At 50.2% G+C, this 24,993-nt stretch carries 18 protein-coding genes; 13 read left to right on the forward strand and 5 right to left on the reverse strand.

Annotated elements, in window-relative coordinates:
• Nucleotides 1-29: 29 nt before the first annotated feature.
• Together hyuA and arcC are read left to right on the forward strand one after the other, a co-directional pair.
• Complete coding sequence (hyuA, locus tag A31E_RS08815) at nt 30-1,415, forward strand: D-phenylhydantoinase (RefSeq protein ID WP_016249156.1); 1,386 nt, start codon at nt 30-32, stop codon at nt 1,413-1,415.
• A gap of 47 nt (nt 1,416-1,462) precedes the next feature.
• Complete coding sequence (gene arcC, locus A31E_RS08810) at nt 1,463-2,395, forward strand: carbamate kinase (protein ID WP_000037989.1); 933 nt, start codon at nt 1,463-1,465, stop codon at nt 2,393-2,395.
• A 39-nt stretch (nt 2,396-2,434) separates the two neighbouring features.
• Here the strand turns inward: arcC and yqeB are convergent, their stop codons facing one another.
• Together yqeB and yqeC are read right to left on the reverse strand one after the other, a co-directional pair.
• Nucleotides 2,435-4,060: a selenium-dependent molybdenum cofactor biosynthesis protein YqeB gene (gene yqeB / locus A31E_RS08805; RefSeq protein ID WP_016249157.1), complete on the reverse strand. Its 1,626-nt coding sequence runs from the start codon at nt 4,058-4,060 to the stop codon at nt 2,435-2,437.
• Between the two features lie 47 nt (nt 4,061-4,107).
• Nucleotides 4,108-4,878, reverse strand: coding sequence for a selenium cofactor biosynthesis protein YqeC (gene yqeC / locus A31E_RS08800; RefSeq protein ID WP_016249158.1), 771 nt, complete (start codon nt 4,876-4,878; stop codon nt 4,108-4,110).
• 105 nt (nt 4,879-4,983) lie between these two features.
• Between yqeC and mocA the strand changes: the two genes are divergently transcribed.
• The 8 genes from mocA to ghxQ all read left to right on the forward strand — a co-directional run bounded on the left by mocA (nt 4,984) and on the right by ghxQ (nt 18,304).
• Nucleotides 4,984-5,556: a molybdenum cofactor cytidylyltransferase gene (mocA, locus tag A31E_RS08795; protein WP_016249159.1), complete on the forward strand. Its 573-nt coding sequence runs from the start codon at nt 4,984-4,986 to the stop codon at nt 5,554-5,556.
• 328 nt (nt 5,557-5,884) lie between these two features.
• Nucleotides 5,885-8,983 (forward strand): putative selenate reductase subunit YgfK, encoded by a 3,099-nt coding sequence (gene ygfK, locus A31E_RS08790; protein ID WP_000502356.1) that lies wholly within the window; start codon nt 5,885-5,887, stop codon nt 8,981-8,983.
• Nucleotides 8,984-8,985: 2 nt separating this feature from the next.
• Complete coding sequence (gene ssnA, locus A31E_RS08785; protein WP_016249160.1) at nt 8,986-10,314, forward strand: putative aminohydrolase SsnA; 1,329 nt, start codon at nt 8,986-8,988, stop codon at nt 10,312-10,314.
• A 50-nt stretch (nt 10,315-10,364) separates the two neighbouring features.
• Nucleotides 10,365-11,144: a molybdopterin-dependent oxidoreductase FAD-binding subunit gene (gene ygfM / locus A31E_RS08780; RefSeq protein WP_000572480.1), complete on the forward strand. Its 780-nt coding sequence runs from the start codon at nt 10,365-10,367 to the stop codon at nt 11,142-11,144.
• A complete protein-coding gene (locus A31E_RS08775) occupies nt 11,141-14,011 on the forward strand; it encodes a molybdopterin-dependent oxidoreductase Mo/Fe-S-binding subunit (protein ID WP_000583667.1) in 2,871 nt (956 codons plus the stop codon). Before ygfM ends, A31E_RS08775 begins: the two co-directional genes overlap by 4 nt.
• A gap of 165 nt (nt 14,012-14,176) precedes the next feature.
• The gene (gene xanQ / locus A31E_RS08770; RefSeq protein WP_001517020.1) at nt 14,177-15,577 is read left to right on the forward strand and encodes a xanthine/proton symporter XanQ; all 1,401 of its coding nucleotides are present in this window, start codon (nt 14,177-14,179) and stop codon (nt 15,575-15,577) included.
• Between the two features lie 17 nt (nt 15,578-15,594).
• Complete coding sequence (guaD, locus tag A31E_RS08765) at nt 15,595-16,911, forward strand: guanine deaminase (protein ID WP_010378591.1); 1,317 nt, start codon at nt 15,595-15,597, stop codon at nt 16,909-16,911.
• Between the two features lie 25 nt (nt 16,912-16,936).
• Nucleotides 16,937-18,304 (forward strand): guanine/hypoxanthine transporter GhxQ, encoded by a 1,368-nt coding sequence (gene ghxQ, locus A31E_RS08760; RefSeq protein WP_000012179.1) that lies wholly within the window; start codon nt 16,937-16,939, stop codon nt 18,302-18,304.
• Nucleotides 18,305-18,339: 35 nt separating this feature from the next.
• On the opposite strand, the gene A31E_RS08755 is transcribed toward ghxQ, so the two are convergent.
• Both A31E_RS08755 and ygfT read right to left on the reverse strand, forming a co-directional pair.
• The gene (locus A31E_RS08755) at nt 18,340-18,828 is read right to left on the reverse strand and encodes a 4Fe-4S dicluster domain-containing protein (RefSeq protein WP_001517022.1); all 489 of its coding nucleotides are present in this window, start codon (nt 18,826-18,828) and stop codon (nt 18,340-18,342) included.
• Entirely contained in the window at nt 18,828-20,747 is a 1,920-nt protein-coding gene (ygfT, locus tag A31E_RS08750) for a formate-dependent uric acid utilization protein YgfT (RefSeq protein WP_010378594.1), read from the reverse strand. The genes A31E_RS08755 and ygfT overlap by 1 nt, the downstream gene beginning before the upstream one ends.
• A 435-nt stretch (nt 20,748-21,182) precedes the next feature.
• Between ygfT and uacT the strand changes: the two genes are divergently transcribed.
• The 3 genes from uacT to idi all read left to right on the forward strand — a co-directional run bounded on the left by uacT (nt 21,183) and on the right by idi (nt 23,428).
• A complete protein-coding gene (gene uacT, locus A31E_RS08745; RefSeq protein ID WP_001517024.1) occupies nt 21,183-22,631 on the forward strand; it encodes a urate/proton symporter UacT in 1,449 nt (482 codons plus the stop codon).
• Nucleotide 22,632: 1 nt separating this feature from the next.
• Nucleotides 22,633-22,758: a protein YqfG gene (gene yqfG, locus A31E_RS0122925; protein WP_010378596.1), complete on the forward strand. Its 126-nt coding sequence runs from the start codon at nt 22,633-22,635 to the stop codon at nt 22,756-22,758.
• Nucleotides 22,759-22,879: 121 nt separating this feature from the next.
• Nucleotides 22,880-23,428, forward strand: coding sequence for an isopentenyl-diphosphate Delta-isomerase (gene idi, locus A31E_RS08740; protein WP_016249161.1), 549 nt, complete (start codon nt 22,880-22,882; stop codon nt 23,426-23,428).
• 43 nt (nt 23,429-23,471) lie between these two features.
• On the opposite strand, the gene lysS is transcribed toward idi, so the two are convergent.
• Complete coding sequence (lysS, locus tag A31E_RS08735; protein ID WP_000003094.1) at nt 23,472-24,989, reverse strand: lysine--tRNA ligase; 1,518 nt, start codon at nt 24,987-24,989, stop codon at nt 23,472-23,474.
• Nucleotides 24,990-24,993 lie beyond the last annotated feature (4 nt).

The raw sequence follows: 24,993 nt of genomic DNA on the forward strand, positions 1-24,993 counted from the left end.
GGTTCGCCGGAGGGTTTCTGGAGTTTGCTATGCGTGTATTGATCAAAAACGGCACTGTTGTTAACGCTGATGGGCAAGCAAAGCAGGATTTGCTGATTGAAAGCGGGATTGTTCGCCAGTTAGGTAACGATATTTCGCCGCAGCTCCCTTATGAAGAAATTGATGCCACTGGCTGTTACGTTTTCCCAGGCGGCGTGGATGTCCATACGCATTTTAATATTGATGTCGGCATTGCGCGCAGTTGTGATGATTTTTTTACCGGCACCCGCGCGGCTGCGTGTGGCGGTACAACAACCATTATTGACCATATGGGATTTGGCCCAAACGGCTGCCGGTTACGCCATCAACTGGAAGTTTATCGTGGTTATGCCGCCCATAAAGCGGTCATCGACTACAGCTTTCACGGTGTTATCCAGCATATCAATCACGCTATCCTCGATGAAATTCCGATGATGGTCGAAGAAGGGCTGACTAGTTTTAAACTCTATTTAACCTATCAATACAAACTCAACGATGACGAAGTGTTACAGGCGTTACGCCGTTTGCATGAGTCCGGCGCGCTAACCACCGTACACCCGGAAAATGATGCTGCTATCGCCAGTAAGCGGGCGGAGTTTATCGCTGCCGGGCTAACCGCGCCGCGCTATCACGCATTGAGTCGACCGCTGGAGTGCGAAGCGGAAGCCATCGCCCGAATGATCAACCTGGCAAAACTTGCCGGTAACGTACCGCTCTATATCGTCCACCTGTCTAACGGCTTAGGCCTGGATTATCTGCGCCTTGCCCGCGCGAACCGCCAGCCTGTCTGGGTTGAAACTTGTCCGCAATATCTTCTGCTCGACGAACGTAGTTATGACGCAGAAGACGGCATGAAATTTATTCTTAGCCCACCGCTGCGCAACGTTCGCGAGCAGGACAAGCTGTGGTGCGGCATCAGCGATGGTGCGATTGACGTGGTGGCGACCGATCACTGCACCTTCTCAATGGCCCAGCGCCAGCAGATTTCCAAAGGTGATTTCAGCCGTTGCCCAAATGGCCTTCCCGGTGTGGAGAATCGTATGCAGTTGCTGTTCTCCAGCGGCGTAATGACCGGACGTATCACACCGGAGCGTTTTGTTGAATTAACCAGTGCAATGCCCGCCAGACTGTTTGGCCTGTGGCCACAAAAAGGAACATTAGCGCCCGGTTCAGATGGTGACGTAGTGATTATAGATCCACATCAGAGCCAGCAAATTCAGCATCGCCATCTCCACGACAATGCTGACTACTCGCCCTGGGAGGGCTTTACCTGCCAGGGTGCAATTGTCAGAACCCTATCCCGTGGTGAAACGATTTTCTGTGACGGCACCTTTACAGGCAAAGCCGGACGGGGACGTTTCCTGCGACGCAAACCGTTTGTCCCTCCCGTGTTCTAACCACTGCCAGGGATCTATACACAATCAAGAATGATGAGTGAGGAAAAATGAGTAAGAAAATTGTTCTCGCCCTGGGCGGGAATGCGCTGGGCGATGATCTGGCCGGACAAATGAAAGCGGTAAAAATTACGTCTCAGGCAATTGTTGATTTAATTGCCCAGGGGCATGAAGTTATCGTCACTCATGGTAATGGGCCACAGGTGGGCATGATTAACCAGGCATTCGAAGCCGCCGCAAAAACGGAAGCGCATTCGCCTATGCTGCCGATGTCTGTCTGTGTCGCCTTAAGCCAGGGATATATTGGTTACGATCTGCAAAACGCCTTACGGGAAGAACTGCTTTCTCGTGGCATTAATAAACCCGTTGCAACGCTGGTTACTCAAGTCGAAGTCGACGCTAACGATCCGGCATTCCTCAATCCGACCAAACCGATCGGCTCATTCTTTACCGAGCAGGAAGCAGAACAACTGACAAAACAGGGTTACACCCTGAAAGAAGATGCGGGTCGTGGCTATCGTCGTGTCGTCGCTTCGCCAAAACCAGTTGATATTATTGAAAAAGAGACGGTAAAAGCTCTGGTAGATGCCGGCCAGGTCGTAATCACCGTTGGCGGTGGCGGTATTCCGGTGATTCGTGAAGGTAACCATCTGCGCGGTGCCAGCGCGGTTATCGATAAAGACTGGGCCAGCGCCCGTTTAGCAGAAATGATCGATGCCGATATGCTGATCATTCTTACTGCGGTAGAGAAAGTAGCAATTAATTTTGGTAAAGAGAATGAACAGTGGCTCGACCGCCTGTCATTGGCCGATGCAGAACGCTTTATTGATGAGGGGCATTTTGCTAAAGGTTCGATGCTGCCGAAAGTGGAAGCCGCCGCGTCATTTGCTCGCTCTCGCGCAGGCCGCGAAGCGCTGATTACCGTGTTAAGCAAAGCAAAAGAAGGGATTGAAGGTAAAACCGGAACGGTGATTTGCCAGTAAGTTAAAGGCCGGGGGGCGATGCCATCCGGCCGTTTTCATTTAAGCCACTTCCAGTACTTCTTTCGTCGCTTTAACGCCCTGGTGCATCAACATCATTAACGCCTCAAGTACACCACCACCAATCGCCCGGGCTTTATCAGAAACGCTGGTGAAATCAGCCGTTTCGCCACGAGGGTCGATATCACCGATTTTAAAACCGCCGACGACAGCCAGCCCATCGTTCAGCAAGCCTCTCACCATACCGGCCAACGGCGCTTTAATTTCATGATCGCCAACACAGGCAATAACATCACCCTCTTCTACCAAATCGCCTAATTTCACATTCGAGCGCATGATACCCGCCGCCGGAGCGCGAATAACCCGCCGGGTGGTATGCCCCATAATATTACCTGGAACACCGGTATTCTCCTGCGCACAACCGGAGTAGATCACCTGTCCCAGCCAGTGCCCACGGTTTGTTTCAATAACCGCATGGCAATCTTTTCCTGCGGTAAAACCAGGCCCGAGCGCAATTGTTACCGGTGCCATGTCCACACGCGTACCCAAATTCTGTTTCGCCAGAATGGCATCTACCACGCACAGCGGTTTCAGTTCATCAAGCAGCGAACAGGAAGGGTCCACCATTACCGGGATATATCCTCGCTCAGTCAGTTTCATCGCCTCCGCAGGGGTCGAAGCCAAATGAGCAGTAACACCTTCAACTGTCATTTCACCGTCGAACACGGCCTGGGCAAACGCTACGGTACAACGAATCACCGTCGGCTTTTCAACTTCCAGCATGATCACTTTAAAACCCGCATGATACAGACGTAACGCCACTCCACTGGCAATGTCTCCCGCGCCACGAATCACCACCAGTTGATGCCCGGAAGGATGCGAAGGTTTCATCATCAACCCGCCCGGCGCGTTATTTTTCACCTGTAATATTTCTGCCAACACGCTGATGGCGATCTCCTGCGGCGTTTCCGCACCAATGTTATAACCAACTGGTGCATGTAAACGGGCAATATGTTCTTCAGCCACGCCTTTCTCACGCAATTGACGCAGGAAAAGCTGAACCTTGCGGCGACTTGCCAGTAACCCCAACCATGCAATGGGCTGTTCAATGAGTTTATCGAGAGCTTCACGATCCTGATTATTCGTGGCAATGAGAACAAAATTATCAGGTCGAATTTCCAGCGCCTCTACCGCTGCACCAAACGAATCGGCATGTAGAAGCGTGGTTGCTGGCGGGAAAAATTCAGGATTGAGGCTTTCGCGATAAATATCGGCAACAGCAATATCAAACCCTAATAGCGCAGCACTCTGGGCAATCGCCCGGTTAACATGCCCCGCGCCGATCAACACCAGACGTGGCCGCATACCATGCACGCTGATAAACACTGACATTGCGCCTCCACAGTCTGACCCGACGGCATCCGCGCCGTTACGGGCCATTCGTCCATGAAATAATCGCGGCTTACGTTCCTGCAATGCCTGTAGCGACTCTTCAATCACCTTACGCTCAACCATTCCTCCACCAATCGTACCAACGATGGAACCATCGGCACGCACTAACATTTGTGCAGAATGGCGGGGAGTAGAGCCTCGGCTATCCACAATTTGCGCCATAGCAAACGGACAATTTTGATCTTCGAGTTTTGCAGCCTCTGTGAAAATATTCATACCAACCTCAATCGATATCCTTTCAGTAACCCGGAATACCCAGGTCGCTAATTCACAAATCTGCGCGCGATTGCAGGATACTCTTGTATATCGCCCAGCCAGATTGCCTCTACGTCGTGGTGTTGCAGTGGTTTGAGTAGTTCGCTTTGCGCAATCGCATTCTCACATTGAGAAAAACGGTTAATAAACCAGACCCGCCGACACCCTGATGGCACGTTTTTAAACGCACCTTGCTGATGGCGAACCAGGGCAACAAGATCGCTAAGTTGCAAGGTCGCCCCCGGCGTCAGGCCAGTAATGTCGGCAAACTGCGGCCAGCGATGGACATTTTCCGCGCCAACTTTTGCGCCTAAAACATGCCCCCCCATCACAGCAATCACGCAACAACTGCTTCGTGGTATGCAAGGTTCGTGCTCATCCGGCGCTTTTAACGGCATTCCACGCGAGCCATCAGCCTCAATGAGAATTACGTCACATTCCGACCGTTGCGCCAGTGCATCAATGGCATCTGGCGAAAATCCCTGTGCTTTCCCCTGTATCGCTTTCCAACGATGAAAACAAAATAAAATGGGGGATGTGAGAGACGCATGAGGAAGTGTTGCAGGATCACGGCAAAAAACTACAGGCCAATGAGAAACTGGCATAAACATATGCGTAGTCGTAGTAATTAACACACGTCTGCCACTAGCCCGGAGTACCTCTGCCAGCCAAAAAAGCAGACTGGTTTTCCCCCCTGCGCCAACAACTGAAATCACAGCAGGACGTTTCTGCACGTCTAAGTCAATGAATAACGCTGATGGGTCAATTATACTTTTCACAAATCTTTATAGTCCTCTCAGGGATAAATTAACCCCACAAATTCATTAACCAGGAAGTAACGTAATCCCCAGACGTTATTACCCAATATAAATAATGGAACGACTATGCCAGCTATCGACTGTATAATTACCGCTGCCGGATTATCATCAAGAATGGGACAATGGAAAATGATGTTACCCTGGCAGCAAGGAACAATTCTTGATGCAAGTATCAAAAATGCGTTGCAGTTTTGTAGCCGAATTATTTTAGTCACAGGTTTTCGCGCCAATGAACTGCATCATCGCTACGCACATACTGCCAATATTACTCTTATTTATAATCCAGATTATGAGCAGGGTTTACTGACCTCGGTGAAGGCAGCGGCCCACGAAGTGCAAACAGAGCATTGCTTTATTACCCATGGTGACATGCCAACTCTAAATAGAGATATTTTCCTAAAAATCTGGCAGTTACGTAACAGCGGCGCAATACTCCCGCTACACAATGGTATCCCTGGCCATCCCATTTTAATCTCAAAATCGAGCCTGATGCAGGCAATACAACGCCCCAATGTAATCAATATGCGTCAGGCATTACGCATGGGTGAACATTATTCCGTCGAGATGGAAAATGAAGAAATAATTTTAGACATTGATACTCCGGATGGCTTTATTAATGCGCAAAAATGGCATACTTAATTTTAGAAAATCAAGCTAAACGATTGCGTTCAAATATTTAACCCACCCTCCACTCCTTTATCATAATGATAAGGAACCACTGTTTTTGAGAAATGAGAAAAGATGATAAAAGCCATAAGAATAATAACGTTCAGGAGTGATTTTAATTCTCATTTGGCACCTGTGAGATCATTCACAAAAAACCATTAAGTTTCGAGGCGCTTCACATTTTTTTATATTTCCGGGCAAACCGGGCAAGAGTGGTGCGATTGTTGCTCTATCCCCTTAAACCACCGGATTTATCAATACCGGTCACTCAATGATATCTGTATAAGCTAAGGAGAGGGTTATGGGGGATATTATGCGTCCCATTCCGTTTGAGGAACTTTTGACGCGCATATTTGATGAGTACCAACAACAACGCTCAATCTTTGGTATTCCCGAACAACAGTTTTACTCACCCGTAAAAGGTAAATCTGTTAGCGTCTTCGGTGAAACCTGTGCTACCCCCGTCGGCCCAGCCGCCGGACCGCACACACAGCTCGCGCAAAACATCGTCACCTCCTGGCTGACCGGCGGACGATTCATCGAACTAAAAACTGTACAAATTCTTGACCGTCTGGAGCTGGAAAAACCCTGTATCGATGCCGAAGACGAGTGTTTTAACACCGAATGGTCTACCGAATTCACTCTGCTTAAAGCGTGGGATGAATACCTTAAAGCCTGGTTTGCCTTGCATCTGCTTGAAGCCCTGTTCCAGCCTTCAGAATCAGGCAAGTCGTTCATCTTTAATATGAGCGTCGGTTACAACCTCGACGGTATTAAGCAGCCGCCAATGCAGCAGTTCATCGATAATATGATGGACGCATCTGACCATCCGAAATTCGCTCAATACCGCGATACGCTTAATAAACTGCTTCAGGATGACGCGTTTTTGGCTCGTCACGATTTGCAGGATAAACGCGAACATTTACAGGCATTACCGGCACGCATCCCCACCAGCATGGTACAAGGCGTTACTCTCTCCACCATGCACGGTTGCCCTCCGCATGAAATCGAAGCCATTTGCCGCTACATGCTGGAAGAAAAAGAGCTGAATACCTTTGTAAAACTCAACCCAACTTTATTAGGTTACGCTCGTGTTCGCGAGATTCTCGATGGCTGCGGCTTCGATTACATCGGCTTAAAAGAAGAATCATTTGATCATGACCTCAAGCTGGCGCAGGCACTGGAAATGCTGGAACGCCTGATGGCACTGGCAAAAGAGAAATCACTCGGCTTTGGCGTCAAACTGACTAACACCCTCGGCACTATCAACAATAAAGGCGCACTGCCTGGTGAAGAGATGTATATGTCGGGTCGTGCGCTGTTTCCACTTTCTATCAATGTTGCAGCCGTTCTGTCTCGTGCCTTTGACGGCAAACTGCCAATTTCTTACTCCGGTGGTGCGAGCCAACTGACGATCCGCGATATTTTCGATACCGGTATTCGCCCGATCACTATGGCAACCGACCTGCTGAAACCTGGCGGCTATCTGCGTTTAAGCGCCTGTATGCGCGAACTGGAAGGGTCAGACGCCTGGGGGCTTAACCACGTTGACGTTGAACGACTGAGCAAGCTGGCAGCAGATGCATTAACCATGGAATACACTCAAAAACACTGGAAGCCAGAAGAGCGTATTGAAGTGGCAGAAGATCTACCGCTGACCGATTGCTACGTTGCTCCATGTGTCACTGCCTGTGCCATCAAACAAGATATTCCGGAATACATTCGACTGTTGGGCGAACATCGCTATGCCGATGCGCTGGAACTCATCTACCAACGTAATGCGCTGCCCGCCATTACCGGCCACATTTGCGATCATCAGTGCCAGTACAACTGTACCCGCCTCGATTACGACAGCGCACTGAATATCCGCGAACTGAAAAAAGTCGCCCTGGAAAAAGGCTGGGATGAGTATAAGCAACGCTGGCACAAACCTGCCGGTTCCGGTTCACGCCATCCGGTTGCCGTGATTGGCGCGGGTCCAGCAGGTCTGGCTGCCGGTTACTTCCTTGCCAGAGCGGGTCATCCGGTTACGTTATTTGAACGCGAAGCCAACGCAGGCGGCGTGGTGAAAAATATCATTCCTCAGTTCCGTATTCCGGCAGAGTTAATTCAGCACGATATCGATTTTGTTGCCGATCACGGTGTGAAATTTGAGTATGGCTGCTCACCGGAACTGACCGTCGAGCAGTTAAAGAATCAGGGCTACCACTACGTTCTGATTGCTACCGGCACCGATAAAAACAGCGGTGTGAAACTGGCAGGCGACAACCAGAATATCTGGAAATCACTCCCCTTCCTGCGCGAGTACAATAAAGGTACGGCGCTCAACCTTGGCAAACATGTAGTGGTTGTCGGTGCGGGCAACACCGCAATGGACTGCGCGCGAGCAGCGTTACGCGTTCCGGGCGTAGAAAAAGCAACTGTGGTTTACCGTCGTTCACTGCAAGAGATGCCCGCGTGGCGCGAAGAGTATGAAGAAGCGTTGCACGATGGCGTGGAGTTCCGTTTCCTGAACAATCCGCAACGTTTCGATGCTGATGGCACCTTAACATTGCGCGTCATGTCACTTGGCGAACCTGATGAGAAAGGTCGCCGCCGTCCGGTTGAAACCAACGAAACGGTAACGCTGCATGTAGACAGCCTGATTACTGCCATTGGCGAACAGCAGGATACCGAAGCCCTGAATGCGATGGGTGTGCCACTGGACAAAAACGGCTGGCCTGACGTCGACCATAACGGCGAAACCCGTCTGACTGACGTCTTTATGATCGGTGACGTACAACGCGGGCCGTCCTCAATCGTTGCCGCTGTCAGCACCGCTCGTCGGGCAGCCGATGCCATCCTTAGCCGGGAAAATATCCGTTCCCACCAGCGCGATAAATACTGGAACAACGTTAACCCGGCAGAAATCTACCAACGTAAAGGCGACATCTCTGTCACCCTGGTGAACAGCGATGATCGTGACGCATTTGTCGCTCAGGAATCCGCGCGCTGCCTTGAATGTAACTACGTTTGCAGCAAGTGTGTGGATGTCTGCCCGAACCGCGCCAACATCTCAATTGCGGTTCCTGGCTTCCAGAACCGTTTCCAGACGCTGCACCTTGATGCCTACTGCAACGAATGCGGTAACTGTGCTCAGTTCTGTCCATGGAACGGTAAACCGTACAAAGACAAAATCACCGTCTTCAGTCTGTCGCAAGACTTTGATAACAGCAGCAACCCTGGCTTCCTGGTGGAAGATGATCGGGTAAGCGTACGTCTGAATAACCAAAGCTGGGTGTTGAACATTAATAGCGAAGGCCAGTTCAACAACGTACCGCCAGAGCTGAACGATATGTGCCGCATTATCAGCCATATTCACCAGCATCATCATTATCTGCTGGGCCGCGTGGAGGTGTAATCATGTTGATTCTGAAGAATGTCACTGCAGTACAGCTACACCCGGCGAAAGTGCAGGAAGGCGTCGATATCGCCATCGAAAATGATGTCATTATCGCTATCGGCAACGCCCTGACACACCGCTACCCTGAAGCCAGCTACAAAGAGATGCATGGCCGGATTGTGATGCCAGGGATCGTATGCTCGCACAACCATTTTTACTCAGGGCTTTCCCGCGGAATTATGGCGAATATTGCCCCCTGCCCGGACTTCATCTCAACGCTAAAAAATCTCTGGTGGCGACTCGATCGCGCCCTTGATGAAGAGTCGCTCTATTACAGCGGGCTGATTTGTTCACTGGAAGCGATTAAGAGCGGATGTACATCGGTTATCGATCACCATGCCTCTCCGGCTTATATCGGCGGATCGCTCTCGACGTTGCGCAACGCATTTCTAAAAGTTGGTCTACGTGCGATGACCTGTTTTGAAACAACAGATCGTAATAACGGTATTAAAGAGTTGCAGGAGGGGGTAGAGGAAAACATCCGTTTCGCCCGTCAGATTGACGACGCGAAGAAAGCGGCAAGCGAGCCGTATCTGGTAGAAGCGCATATCGGTGCTCACGCGCCGTTTACCGTGCCAGATGTTGGTCTGGAAATGCTGCGCGAAGCAGTGAAAGCAACAGGCCGTGGTTTACACATACACGCTGCGGAAGACCTTTACGACGTTTCTTACAGTCACCACAGGTACGGAAAAGATCTGCTGGCACGCCTGGCGCAATTCGATCTCATCGATAGCAAAACGCTGGTCGCTCATGGACTGTATCTGTCGAAAGAGGATATTGCCCTGCTTAACCAACGTGACGCGTTCCTGGTACATAACGCCCGTTCAAACATGAACAACCATGTTGGTTACAACCATCATCTTAGCGACATTCGCAATCTGGCACTGGGAACTGACGGCATCGGTTCAGACATGTTTGAAGAGATGAAATTCGCCTTCTTTAAACATCGTGACTCTGGTGGCCCGCTGTGGCCAGACAGTTTTGCCAGAGCGCTGACTAACGGCAACGAACTGATGAGCCGCAACTTTGGTGCGAAATTTGGCCTTCTGGAAGCCGGTTATAAAGCAGATTTAACCATTTGCGATTACAACTCGCCAACGCCGCTGCTGGCAGACAATATTGCAGGCCATATCGCCTTCGGTATGGGTTCAGGCAGCGTTAACAGCGTGATGGTTAACGGCGTGATGGTCTACGAAGATCGTCAGTTTAACTTCGATTGCGATTCCATTTATGCGCAAGCCAGAAAAGCCGCCGCCAGTATGTGGCGTCGGATGGATGCGCTGGCATAAATGACCTATACCCTCTTCCTTCAGGGAAGAGGGTTAAATAAGGAAAGAAGATGATTGAACAATTTTTCAGGCCCGACTCTGTAGAACAGGCGCTGGAACTGAAGCGCCGCTACCAGGATGAAGCCGTCTGGTTTGCCGGGGGCAGCAAACTCAACGCCACGCCAACCCGTACCAATAAAAAAATTGCTATTTCCTTGCAGGATCTGGAACTGGACTGGATTGACTGGGATAACGGCGCACTGCGTATTGGCGCAATGTCGCGCTTACAACCACTGCGCGATGCGCGATTTATTCCAGTGGCACTGCGTGAAGCTCTCGGCTTTGTCTACTCTCGTCATGTACGAAATCAGTCGACTATCGGCGGCGAAATAGCGGCCCGGCAGGAAGAGTCCGTTCTTCTTCCGGTTCTGTTAGCACTGGATGCAGAACTGGTCTTTGGCAATGGCGAAACGTTGTCGATTGAGAGCTATCTGGCCGATCCGGGCGATCGCCTGCTAACCGAAATCATCATTAAAGATCCGTATCGCACCTGTGCGACCCGTAAAATTAGCCGTTCCCGGGCGGGGTTAACAGTGGTGACTGCAGCCGTTGCATTAACTGACCACGACGGACTGCGAATTGCGCTGGATGGCGTTGCCAGTAAAGCCCTGCGCCTGCACGATGTCGAAAAACAAAACCTGGAAGGCAATGCACTTGAACAGGCCGTCGCCAACGCCATTTTCCCCCAGGAAGATTTGCGGGGGAGCGTAGCGTATAAACGCTATATCACGGGAGTTCTGGTGGCCGACCTTTATGCCGACTGCCAACAGGCTGGGGAGGAAGCCGTATGATCATCCACTTTACTTTAAATGGCGCACCCCAGGGGCTAACCGTTAACCCTGGCGAAAACGTGCAAAAGCTGTTGTTTGGTATGGGTATGCACTCCGTGCGCAACAGTGATGATGGTTTCGGTTTCGCCGGTTCTGATGCGATTCTTTTTAACGGCAACATCGTTAATGCCTCCTTGCTGATTGCAGCACAGTTAGAAAAAGCAAACATTCGCACCGCAGAATCCTTAGGCAAATGGAACGAATTAAGCCTGGTTCAACAGGCAATGGTTGATGTTGGCGTGGTGCAGTCCGGTTATAACGATCCGGCAGCATCTTTGATTATTACCGATCTACTCGATCGCATTGCCGAGCCAACCCGCGAAGAGATCGACGACGCGCTTTCTGGTCTGTTCAGCCGCGATGCGGGTTGGCAGCAATACTATCAAGTCATTGAACTGGCTATTGCGCGTAAAAATAACCCGCGTGCCACGATTGACATCGCCCCCACTTTCCGTAACGACCTTGAAGTTATTGGCAAGCACTACCCCAAAACCGATGCTGCTAAAATGGTGCAGGCGAAACCCTGCTATGTTGAAGACCGCGTAACGGCTGACGCCTGCGTCATTAAAATGTTACGCAGCCCACATGCTCACGCACTGATTACTCATCTGGATGTCAGCAAAGCCGAAGCCTTACCGGGCGTCGTTCACGTTATCACTCATCTCAACTGCCCGGATATTTACTACACTCCTGGTGGTCAAAGCGCGCCAGAACCTTCACCGCTCGACCGTCGCATGTTCGGCAAAAAAATGCGTCACGTTGGCGATCGCGTTGCTGCGATCGTTGCCGAAAGTGAAGAAATTGCGCTCGAAGCACTGAAGCTCATTGACGTTGAATATGAAGTGCTTAAACCGGTAATGTCGATTGACGAAGCAATGGCGGAAGATGCCCCTGTCGTTCACGATGAACCGGTGGTGTACGTCGCTGGTGCGCCAGAGACGCTGGAAGAAGACAATAGCCACGCGGCCCAGCGCGGCGAGCATATGATCATTAACTTCCCTATCGGTTCTCGCCCACGTAAAAATATTGCCGCCAGCATTCATGGTCATATCGGTGATATGGACAAAGGCTTCGCTGATGCTGATGTGATCATTGAGCGAACCTATAATTCAACTCAGGCACAACAATGCCCGACTGAAACACATATCTGCTTTACCCGTATGGATGGCGATCGGCTGGTGATCCACGCCTCCACCCAAGTACCGTGGCACCTGCGCCGTCAGGTAGCGCGTCTCGTTGGTATGAAACAGCATAAAGTTCATGTCATTAAAGAACGCGTGGGCGGCGGTTTCGGCTCCAAACAGGACATCCTGCTGGAGGAAGTGTGCGCCTGGGCAACCTGTGTGACCGGGCGTCCGGTACTGTTCCACTACACCCGTGAAGAAGAGTTTATTGCTAACACCTCTCGTCACGTCGCGAAAGTCACTGTCAAACTGGGGGCAAAAAAAGATGGTCGCCTGACGGCAGTGAAAATGGATTTCCGCGCCAACACGGGCCCTTATGGCAACCACTCACTCACCGTACCGTGTAACGGACCGGCGCTGTCGTTGCCGCTGTACCCGTGCGATAACGTCGATTTTCAGGTCACCACCTACTACAGCAACATTTGTCCAAATGGTGCTTATCAGGGCTATGGCGCGCCAAAAGGTAACTTTGCTATCACCATGGCGTTAGCAGAACTTGCTGAACAATTACAGATTGATCAACTGGAAATTATCGAACGTAACCGGGTACATGAAGGGCAAGAGCTGAAGATCCTCGGTGCGATTGGTGAAGGTAAAGCGCCAACCTCCGTTCCTTCTGCTGCCAGTTGCGCACTGGAAGAGATCCTGCGTCAGGGTCGTGAAATGATCCAATGGTCTTCACCGAAATCACAGGAAGGTGACTGGCGCACAGGTCGTGGCGTCGCCATTATCATGCAGAAATCGGGGATCCCGGATATCGATCAGGCTAACTGCATGATCAAACTGGAATCTGATGGCACCTTTATTGTCCATTCTGGTGGTGCTGATATCGGAACCGGCCTGGATACCGTAGTGACAAAACTGGCAGCAGAAGTGCTGCACTGTCCACCTCAGGATGTGCATGTTATCTCCGGTGATACTGACCATGCATTGTTTGACAAAGGCGCTTATGCCTCGTCTGGTACTTGCTTCTCAGGCAACGCGGCGCGTATGGCGGCAGAAAATCTGCGCGAGAAAATTCTCTTTCATGGCGCACAAATGCTTGATGAACCACTGGAAGATGTCCAACTGGCAACGCCAGGTGTCGTTCGTGGCAAGAAAGGCGAAGTCAGTTTCGGGGATATTGCCCATAAAGGCGAAACCGGTACTGGTTTTGGTTCGCTGGTGGGAACAGCCTGCTACATCACGCCTGATTTCGCCTTTCCGTATGGCGCAAACTTTGCTGAAGTTGCCGTCAACACGCGTACCGGTGAAATCCGCCTGGACAAATTCTACGCATTGCTGGATTGCGGTACGCCAGTTAACCCAGAGTTAGCGTTGGGACAGATCTATGGAGCTACCCTGCGTGCTATCGGACACAGTATGAGCGAAGAAATCATTTATGACGCCGAAGGACACCCGTTAACACGTGATTTACGTAGCTACGGTGCTCCCAAAATTGGTGACATCCCGCGTGATTTCCGTGCCGTGTTGGTGCCGAGCGACGATAAAGTCGGTCCATTCGGAGCAAAATCGATCTCAGAAATTGGCGTAAATGGTGCAGCACCAGCAATTGCCACCGCAATTCACGATGCCTGCGGCATCTGGCTACGCGAATGGCATTTCACACCGGAGAAAATACTTACCGCGCTGAAAAAAATATAAGTAATTAATGGCCGCTTCGGCGGCCTGTTTCCCTTGTATTAAAGATAACTAATTAGTAACTGCGAAAATGAGATAAGCCGTTCTCAAGGCGTCCTGCGCCCCAAATTCGTGGGTATTTATTTTACTGATTCAGATGATCAAATTTACTTTAAAAGGAGTGAAGGGATGTCTGATATAAACCATGCAGGCTCCGACCTTATATTTGAACTGGAGGATCGCCCTCCCTTTCATCAGGCTATTGTTGGTGCCATTACCCATCTGTTGGCAATTTTTGTTCCGATGGTGACCCCCGCATTAATTGTTGGTGCGGCTTTACAGCTTTCTGCAGAAACGACCGCCTATCTGGTTTCTATGGCGATGATTGCCTCTGGCATTGGCACCTGGTTACAGGTAAACCGTTACGGTATTGTGGGTTCCGGTTTGCTCTCAATTCAATCCGTTAATTTTTCATTTGTTACGGTCATGATTGCGCTAGGCAGCAGCATGAAAAGTGACGGTTTTCACGAAGAATTAATCATGTCGTCGCTACTCGGCGTCTCCTTCGTTGGCGCATTTCTGGTTGTCGGTTCTTCTTTTATCCTGCCCTATTTACGTCGGGTTATCTCCCCCACCGTCAGCGGTATTGTGGTGCTGATGATCGGCTTAAGTCTGATTAAAGTCGGCATTATTGATTTTGGTGGTGGATTTGCAGCCAAAAGCAGCGGTACGTTCGGCAATTACGAACACCTCGGCGTTGGCTTATTGGTTCTGATTGTGGTGATCGGCTTTAACTGCTGCCGCAGTCCGTTGTTACGCATGGGCGGGATCGCCATTGGGCTATGTGTCGGCTATATCGCATCCTTATGCCTGGGAATGGTAGATTTCAGCAGTATGCGCAATCTGCCGTTAATCACCGTCCCGCATCCCTTCAAATACGGATTTAGTTTCAACTTTCATCAGTTCCTGGTGGTCGGCACGATTTATCTACTTAGCGTACTGGAAGCAGTAGGCGATATCACCGCCACGGCAATGGTTTCCCGCCGCCCCATTCAGGGGGAAGAATATCAATCACGTTTGAAAGGCGGCGTGTTGGCAGATGGTCTGGTTTCGGTTATCGCCTCCGCAGTCGGCTCATTACCATTAACTACCTTTGCGCAAAATAACGGTGTTATTCAGATGACCGGCGTCGCCTCACGTTATGTCGGGCGAACCATCGCGGTAATGTTGGTTATCCTCGGGTTATTTCCGATGATCGGCGGCTTCTTCACTACCATTCCCTCAGCAGTTCTGGGTGGGGCAATGACGCTGATGTTTTCCATGATTGCCATCGCCGGTATCCGCATTATTATCACCAACGGATTAAAACGCCGTGAAACACTTATTGTCGCCACTTCTTTAGGTTTAGGGCTTGGCGTCTCCTACGACCCCGAAATTTTTAAAATATTACCTGCCTCAATTTATGTATTAGTTGAAAACCCTATTTGTGCAGGCGGGTTAACTGCGATTTTATTAAATATTATCCTCCCTGGTGGCTACCGACAGGAAAGCGTTCTGCCGGGTATTACCTCAGCGGAAGAGATGGATTAACAATAAAGGAGTCAATGATGTCAGGAGAACACACGTTAAAAGCAGTACGAGGCAGTTTTATTGATGTCACCCGTACAGTCGATAACCCGGAAGAGATTGCCTCTGCGCTGCGTTTTATTGAGGACGGTTTATTACTCATTAAACAGGGGAAGGTGGAATGGTTTGGCGAATGGGAAGACGGCAAGCATCAAATTCCTGACACCATTCGCGTTCGCGACTATCGCGGCAAACTGATAGTACCGGGATTTGTCGATACGCATATCCATTACCCGCAAAGTGAAATGGTCGGTGCCTATGGCGAACAATTGCTGGAATGGTTGAATAAACACACCTTCCCTACTGAACGTCGCTATGAGGATTTAGAGTACGCCCGTGAAATGTCGGCGTTCTTCATCAAGCAACTTTTACGTAACGGCACAACCACGGCACTGGTGTTTGGTACGGTTCATCCGCAATCCGTTGATGCACTGTTTGAAGCCGCCAGTCATATCAATATGCGCATGATTGCCGGTAAGGTGATGATGGATCGCAACGCGCCGGATTATCTGCTTGATACCGCCGAAAGCAGCTACCTGCAAAGCAAAGAGCTGATCAAACGCTGGCACAAAAATGGTCGTCTGTTGTACGCCATTACGCCACGCTTCGCCCCCACTTCATCGCCCGAACAGATGGCAATGGCGCAACGCCTGAAAAAAGAGTACCCCGATACGTGGGTACATACCCATCTCTGTGAAAACAAAGATGAAATTGCCTGGGTGAAATCACTTTATCCTGAACATGATGGTTATCTGGATGTTTACCACCAGTACGGTCTGACCGGTAAAAACTGCGTCTTTGCTCACTGCGTCCATCTGGAAGAAAAAGAGTGGGATCGCCTTAGCGAAACTCAATCCAGCATCGCTTTCTGTCCGACCTCCAACCTTTATCTCGGTAGCGGCTTATTCAATCTGCAAAAAGCATGGCAGAAGAAAGTCAAAGTGGGCATGGGAACCGATATCGGTGCCGGAACCACCTTCAACATGCTGCAAACACTGAACGAAGCCTACAAAGTGTTGCAATTACAGGGCTATCGTCTCTCAGCCTATGAAGCGTTTTACCTTGCCACGCTCGGCGGCGCGAAATCTCTGGGCCTTGACAACCTGATTGGCAATTTTTTACCAGGCAAAGAGGCTGATTTTGTGGTGATGGAACCCACTGCCACACCGCTACAGCAACTGCGCTATGACAACTCTGTATCTTTAGTCGATAAATTGTTCGTGATGATGACGCTGGGCGATGATCGTTCGATCTACCGCACCTACGTTGATGGTCGTCTGGTGTACGAACGTAACTAATAATAAACCTCGTGAGGACATCATTATGTCTGGAGACATCCTACAAACACCGGACGCATCAAAGCCACAGGGCGCCCTGGATAATTATTTTAAAATTACCGCTCGTGGCAGTACCGTTCGCCAGGAAGTTCTGGCAGGCCTGACCACATTCCTGGCGATGGTTTACTCCGTTATCGTAGTGCCAGGAATGCTGGGTAAAGCAGGTTTTCCTCCCGCAGCGGTCTTTGTTGCCACCTGTCTGGTCGCAGGCTTTGGCTCCCTGCTGATGGGGTTATGGGCTAACCTGCCAATGGCGATTGGTTGCGCCATTTCCTTAACGGCATTTACCGCATTCAGTCTGGTGCTCGGGCAACAAATTAGCGTTCCGGTAGCACTGGGTGCGGTCTTTCTGATGGGGTTGATATTCACCGCCATCTCCGTAACAGGTATTCGTACCTGGATCTTGCGTAATTTACCGATGGGTATTGCACACGGTACAGGTATCGGTATTGGTCTTTTCCTGCTACTGATTGCCGCTAACGGTGTTGGTATGGTTATCAAAAACCCGATTGAAGGCTTACCGGTTGCGCTCGGCGCGTTTACCTCCTTCCCGGTGCTGATGAGCTTGCTGGGATTAGCGGTGATTTTCGGTCTGGAAAAATGCCGCATACCAGGCGGGATCTTGTTGGTTATTATCGCCATCTCGATCATCGGCTTAATCTTTGATCCGGCGGTGAAATACCACGGTCTGGTGGCAATGCCGAGCCTGACTGGCGAAGATGGTAAGTCTCTGATTTTCAGTCTGGATATTATGGGCGCGCTCCAGCCAACCGTACTTCCGAGTGTACTGGCGCTGGTGATGACCGCCGTGTTTGACGCCACTGGCACCATCCGTGCCGTAGCCGGCCAGGCGAATCTGCTGGATAAAGACAACCAGATTATCAACGGGGGCAAAGCCCTGACCAGTGACTCGGTAAGTTCAATATTCTCCGGTTTGGTGGGTGCAGCACCTGCGGCAGTTTATATCGAATCAGCGGCCGGGACCGCAGCCGGGGGTAAAACCGGTTTAACCGCAACCGTGGTTGGCGTTCTGTTTCTGTTGATTCTGTTTTTATCTCCGCTGTCGTTTCTGATCCCCGGTTATGCCACCGCCCCCGCGCTGATGTACGTTGGGCTACTGATGTTGAGCAACGTCTCAAAGCTGGACTTCAATGACTTTATTGATGCAATGGCAGGGCTGGTTTGCGCGGTATTCATCGTCCTGACTTGTAATATCGTCACCGGTATTATGCTGGGGTTTGTGACGCTGGTCGTAGGTCGCGTCTTTGCTCGCGAATGGCACAAGCTGAATATCGGCACTGTTATCATTACCGCCGCGCTGGTCGCGTTTTACGCGGGTGGTTGGGCAATCTAAACGATTCTCCGCGCCTTTCAGCGCGGAGGTTTTTATCAAAGAGGATTCGCACCGCTGGCTGCAATACGCTGCTGGCGAACTCGCTTGAGTTCTCTCTCGGTCAGCAACTGCAAAGCCTGCGTCGGGCAAGATTCAACGCAGGCTGGCCCCTCTTCCCGCTGTTCACAGAGATCACATTTCACGATTTGTTGCCGGGTATGACCGGACAACGACTGAATAGTGATCATCCCAAATGGGCATGCACTAACACAACTCTGACAACCAATGCAGCGGGCAGAGTTTGCCTGCACCATCAGCTCCCCTATGCTCAACGCCTGCACGGGACAAGCGCCAACACAAGGAGCGTTTTCGCACTGGTGGCACATCACTGGCGTACTAATGCTGTCCAGCCGCTGTACCTTCAGCCGGGGTAAAAAGACATCGGCATTCAACTCCTGTTCAGACGGATGAGCGACTACACAGGCAACTTCACAGGTACGGCAGCCAATACAGTCAGCCGGATTAACGATAATTAACGATTTCATCACGATACCTTTGTATCAAACAGAGTTAACATATCGCGCGCCGCCTGCCTTCCTGCGGCCATTGCGGTAACAACCAGATCCGCGCCGTGAACGGCATCACCACCCGCAAAGACTTTTTTCAGATGCGTCTGAGTAGATAAGTATCCCGCGTCGCCGGTTTTAATCAGGCCCCATTTATCAAGTTTAATTCCGCTGCCCTGCAACCACGGCATCGCATGTGCCTGGAAACCAAAGGCCATAATCAGAACATCGGCGGGCAGCTCAAACTCCGACCCCGCCACCGGACGTGGACGACGGCGACCATCTGGCCCAGGCTCCCCCATTGCAGTACGAATCAGACCCACCGCAGTTAAACGCCCATCGTCATCACAGGCGATATATTGCGGCTGAACATTGAACTGAAACTCAACGCCTTCCTCGCGCGCGTTGACCACCTCTTTGCGAGAACCCGGCATACTGACTTCATCACGACGATAAGCACAGGTCACACTGGCGGCATTCAGACGGATGGAAGTACGCAAACAATCCATAGTCGTATCGCCCCCGCCCAATACCACGACTCGCTTACCTTCAACTTCCGTCAGCGGATACTCTCCAGACTCCGGCAATCCCATAAGCTGGCGGGTATGGGCGGTCAGGAACGGTAGCGCCTGAATGACACCAGGAGCGTCTTCATGCGGCAGATCTGCACGCATCATCCCGTAAGTCCCCACACCGAGGAAAACTGCGTCATATTCCACCGTTAATTCGTTGAAAGAGATATCGCGGCCGATTTCACAGTTGAGATGAAAGTCGATTCCCATTGCGGTGAATATCTCACGCCGCTGGCTTAATACCCTTTTATCGAGCTTGAACGGAGGAATGCCAAACGTTAGCATACCGCCAATTTCTGGATGACGATCAAAGACATCAACGTGAACGCCCGCGCGTGCCAGAATATCAGCACACCCCAGCCCCGCTGGCCCTGCGCCAATCACCGCCACTTTTTCCACGCGGGGAGCAACCAGGCTGACATCGGGACGCCAGCCCATCGCCAGCGCGGTATCGGTGATGTAGCGTTCCAGATTCCCGATCGATACAGCGCCAGAGTGATCTTTTAACGTACATGCGCCTTCACAAAGCCTGTCCTGTGGACATACCCTGCCGCAAATTTCTGGTAAGGAGCTGGTCTGGTGACAGAGTTCTGCCGCTTCAATAATCTTCCCTTCCTGTACCAGATGAACATAGTCGGGAATCGCATTATGCAGTGGGCAAAACCAGTTACAGTTGGCTTTCCCGGCACAATAAACACATCGCTCGCTTTCATAAGCCGCTTGTTGATGATCCAGCCCGCAATAAATTTCGCCAAAATGTTTTTTCCGCTCATTCGCTGGAATTTTATCTGCGCCTTTGCGTGGGTTAACAGGAAGCAACGCCGCGTGGCGGGATGGAGGAGTTCCCTCTGACGCTTTTCCTTCTGCCGTTTTGCGCTGGCGGGTCATTTTTATCTGCTGTAACCCTTTATCATCCATCAGCCGTAACGCCTGTGTTGGGCAACTCTCAATACAAGCTTGCGTGCCGGAACTGCGCTGGTTACAAAGGTCACATTTCTGCGCAATAGTATCGGCCATCTCAATGACCCCAAAGGGGCAAGCGATTGCGCATCTTTTACAACCAATACATTTTTGTTCGTCCAGTTGTACGCTATCGGGCTGAAAAGTCAGAGCGTTTACCGGACAAGCCGTAACGCAGGGAGCATTGTTGCAATGATGGCAGGCCACCGGATTAGCCGCCAGCCCTTTCCCAACAACGTGGATACGGGGTCGAAAGTCACGATGACTCAGCGGCCAGAGTTCTTGATTGTGTGCCACCGCACAGGCAATTTCACAGGCATGGCAGCCTATACATTCCGCAGCATCAGCAGCGATAAACTTATTCATTTGCATCCCTTTCATTTGATGAGTTATGTCTTCTCAAATGTCGCGATGCAATAAACGGGCATATATTATAGAACATGCCCGATTTAATAATCATTTTGCTACTGAGATCAAATTATTGCCCCCCAATATATGCTGCTTTCATTCATTAAACATCATTACAAAAAACAGAAGTATCCGACTCAAAAACATTAAATGCGAGAGTCCGACATGCCAGAATGATTAAAGAAATATCAATATGAGAAAATTAGAGATAATTTCACTGCCCATTTATTTTCTCACTTTTTCGGTTTAACCGCGATTATGTGATTGCCTCCGCATTTCCATTCTATAACTCCCTCTCATCGCTAAAACTGGCATCCCACGAGCATGTCATTAGACAGTTTTATTAACGTAAACGGTTGCTTTTTACTCTGGCGAGCGAAAGGAGAATGACTGATGAGCGCCATAGATTCCCAATTACCCTCATCTTCAGGGCAAGACTGCCCCACTGATGAGGTTGACCGTATATTATCACCAGGAAAGTTGATCATACTCGGTCTGCAACACGTCCTTGTTATGTACGCAGGCGCGGTCGCTGTACCACTGATGATTGGTGACAGACTCGGCCTCTCCAAAGAAGCAATAGCAATGCTTATTAGCTCGGATCTCTTTTGCTGCGGGATCGTCACGTTATTGCAATGTATCGGTGTCGGCCGCTTTATGGGGATCCGCCTGCCGGTGATTATGTCGGTGACCTTTGCGGCTGTAACGCCAATGATTGCCATTGGGATGAACCCCGATATCGGCCTGCTGGGGATTTTTGGCGCGACTATCGCAGCAGGGTTTATCACAACATTATTAGCACCACTTATTGGTCGCTTAATGCCTTTGTTCCCACCGCTGGTTACCGGTGTAGTTATTACCTCTATCGGGCTGAGTATTATTCAGGTTGGTATTGACTGGGCTGCTGGTGGTAAGGGCAATCCGCAATATGGCAATCCCGTTTATTTAGGCATCTCTTTCGCAGTCTTAATTTTTATCTTGCTCATTACTCGCTATGCGAAAGGATTTATGTCCAACGTCGCCGTATTACTGGGGATTGTATTTGGCTTCTTCCTTTCATGGATGATGAACGAAGTAAATCTGTCCGGATTATATGATGCATCGTGGTTTGCCATTGTCACGCCAATGTCGTTTGGTATGCCAGTTTTCGATCCTGTTTCCATTCTGACCATGACCGCCGTGTTAATCATCGTGTTTATTGAGTCGATGGGGATGTTCCTGGCTTTGGGGGAAATTGTTGGTCGAAAACTTTCTTCACAAGACATTATTCGCGGGCTGCGCGTAGATGGTGTCGGAACAATGATTGGCGGTACATTTAACAGCTTCCCGCATACCTCATTTTCGCAGAACGTCGGTCTGGTCAGCGTAACACGCGTTCACAGTCGCTGGGTGTGTATCTCTTCCGGGATCATTCTTATTCTGTTCGGTATGGTGCCCAAAATGGCAGTACTGGTAGCTTCCATTCCGCAATTTGTACTTGGTGGCGCAGGGCTTGTCATGTTCGGCATGGTGCTGGCGACAGGGATCCGTATTCTGTCGCGTTGTAACTACACCACCAACCGTTACAACCTCTATATTGTGGCAATCAGCCTTGGCGTGGGCATGACCCCAACGCTTTCTCACGATTTCTTTTCTAAGTTACCAGCCGTACTACAACCATTGCTGCATAGCGGCATTATGTTGGCAACCCTTAGCGCTGTTGTGCTGAACGTTTTCTTTAATGGCTATCAGCATCATGCCGATTTGGTGAAAGAATCTGTCTCTGATAAAGATTTAAAAGTCAGGACAGTACGTATGTGGCTTCTGATGCGCAAGCTGAAGAAAAATGAGCATGGTGAATAATATGAATCTTGTAATGCGCGCTATATTCAGCCTGTTATTGCTCTTTATGATCTCCATTCCTGTCATTTCTGACTGTGTTGCAATGGCTATTGAAAGTCGCTTCAAATATATGATGCTGCTTTTTTAGCTGACATTCCTCTGTCGGCATCCGCTCAAAACGGGCGGTTGCCGATAACACTCACTTGGTTAATCATTTAACATTTTAGTTATCTATAATGACGAATGATTAGAATTACATGTGAGAAATTATGCCAACGGAACACGTCATTTTACTGAATACACAGGGAGTCCCTTCGGGAACACTGGAAAAATATGCTGCACACACGGCTGATACCCCCTTACATCTCGCGTTCTCCTGTTGGCTATTTAGCGCCAAAGGACAATTGCTGGTTACTCGCCGTGCACTAAACAAAAAAGCGTGGCCAGGTGTGTGGACCAACTCGGTATGCGGACATCCGCAACTGGGTGAAAGCAATGAAGAGGCGGTGATCCGCCGTTGCCGCTATGAACTGGGCGTAGAAATAACACCACCCGAACCGGTTTATCCAGACTTCCACTATCGCGCCACTGACCCGAATGGCATTGTCGAAAATGAAGTATGTCCGGTATTTGCCGCACGAATTACCAGTACGTTACAGCTCAACGATGATGAAGTGATCGATTATCAATGGTGTGATTTAGCGGAAGTATTACGCAGTATTGATGCCACACCGTGGGCGTTCAGTCCGTGGATGGTCATGCAGGCGACAAACAGCGAAGCCAGAAAAATGTTGTCAGCCTTCGCGCAACAAAAATAAAAAACCCCGACAAATGCCGGGGCTGTGTGCTTACGCGTAAGGCTTATTTTACCGGACGCATCGCCGGGAACAGAATCACGTCACGGATAGTGTGGCTGTTGGTGAACAGCATAACCATACGGTCGATACCAATTCCCAGACCTGCTGTCGGCGGCAGACCATGTTCCAGTGCAGTAACGTAATCTTCATCGTAGAACATTGCTTCATCGTCGCCTGCATCTTTTGCTGCAACCTGATCGAGGAAACGCTGTGCCTGATCTTCAGCATCATTCAGTTCGCTAAAGCCGTTACCGATTTCACGACCACCAATGAAGAACTCAAAGCGATCGGTGATTTCCGGGTTGACGTCGTTACGGCGCGCCAACGGAGAAACTTCTGCCGGATATTCAGTAATGAAGGTCGGTTGAATCAGATTCGCTTCTGCCACTTCGTCGAAGATCTCAGTGACGATACGACCCAGACCCCAGCTCTTCTCCACGTGAATGCCGAGAGATTCAGCAATCGCCTTCGCAGAGTCGAAGTTATCCAGATCCGCCATATCAGTTTCCGGACGATATTTCTTAATCGCTTCACGCATGGTCAGTTTTTCGAACGGCTTACCGAAGTCCAGCTTCACATCACCGTAAGTCACTTCAGTCTTACCGAGAATATCCTGCGCCAGAGTGCGGAACAGCGATTCGGTCAGTTCAATCAGATCTTTGTAATCCGCGTAAGCCATATAGAGTTCCATCATGGTGAACTCTGGGTTATGACGCACGGAAATACCTTCGTTACGGAAGTTACGGTTGATTTCGAACACACGTTCAAAGCCACCAACCACCAGACGCTTGAGGTACAGTTCCGGCGCAATACGCAGGTACATGTCGAGATCCAACGCATTGTGATGGGTAATAAACGGACGCGCTGCCGCACCGCCAGGGATCACCTGCATCATCGGGGTTTCAACTTCCATAAAGCCGCGGTTCACCATGAACTGACGGATGCCAGCGAGGATCTGCGAGCGAACTTTAAAGGTGTTGCGGGATTCATCGTTAGAGATGAGGTCCAGATAACGCTGACGATAACGCGCTTCCTGATCCTGCAAACCGTGGAATTTGTCCGGCAGTGGACGCAGTGCTTTGGTCAGCAGACGCAGCTCGGTGCAGTGGATCGACAGTTCGCCGGTCTTGGTTTTAAACAGCTTACCTTTTGCGCCGATAATATCGCCAAGATCCCATTTCTTAAATTGATCGTTATAAACGCCTTCCGGCAGATCATCACGAGCGACATATAACTGAATGCGGCCACCGACGTCCTGCAGGGTAACGAAGGAGGCTTTACCCATGATTCGACGAGTCATCATGCGACCAGCAACAGCCACTTCGATGTTCAACTCCTCCAGCTCTTCGTTCTCTTTGCCGTCGAAGTCTGTATGCAGTTGGTCAGAAGTATGGTCGCGACGAAAATCGTTCGGAAAAGCAACCCCCTGCTCACGCAGGTTCGCCAGCTTTTCGCGACGGGTTTTCAGTTCATTGTTAAGATCGGTTACCGCGTCAGTGCCTTGTACGTGTTGTTCAGACATGTTG

Source organism: Escherichia sp. KTE159 (genome assembly GCF_000408805.1).
Classification (GTDB): domain Bacteria; phylum Pseudomonadota; class Gammaproteobacteria; order Enterobacterales; family Enterobacteriaceae; genus Escherichia; species Escherichia marmotae.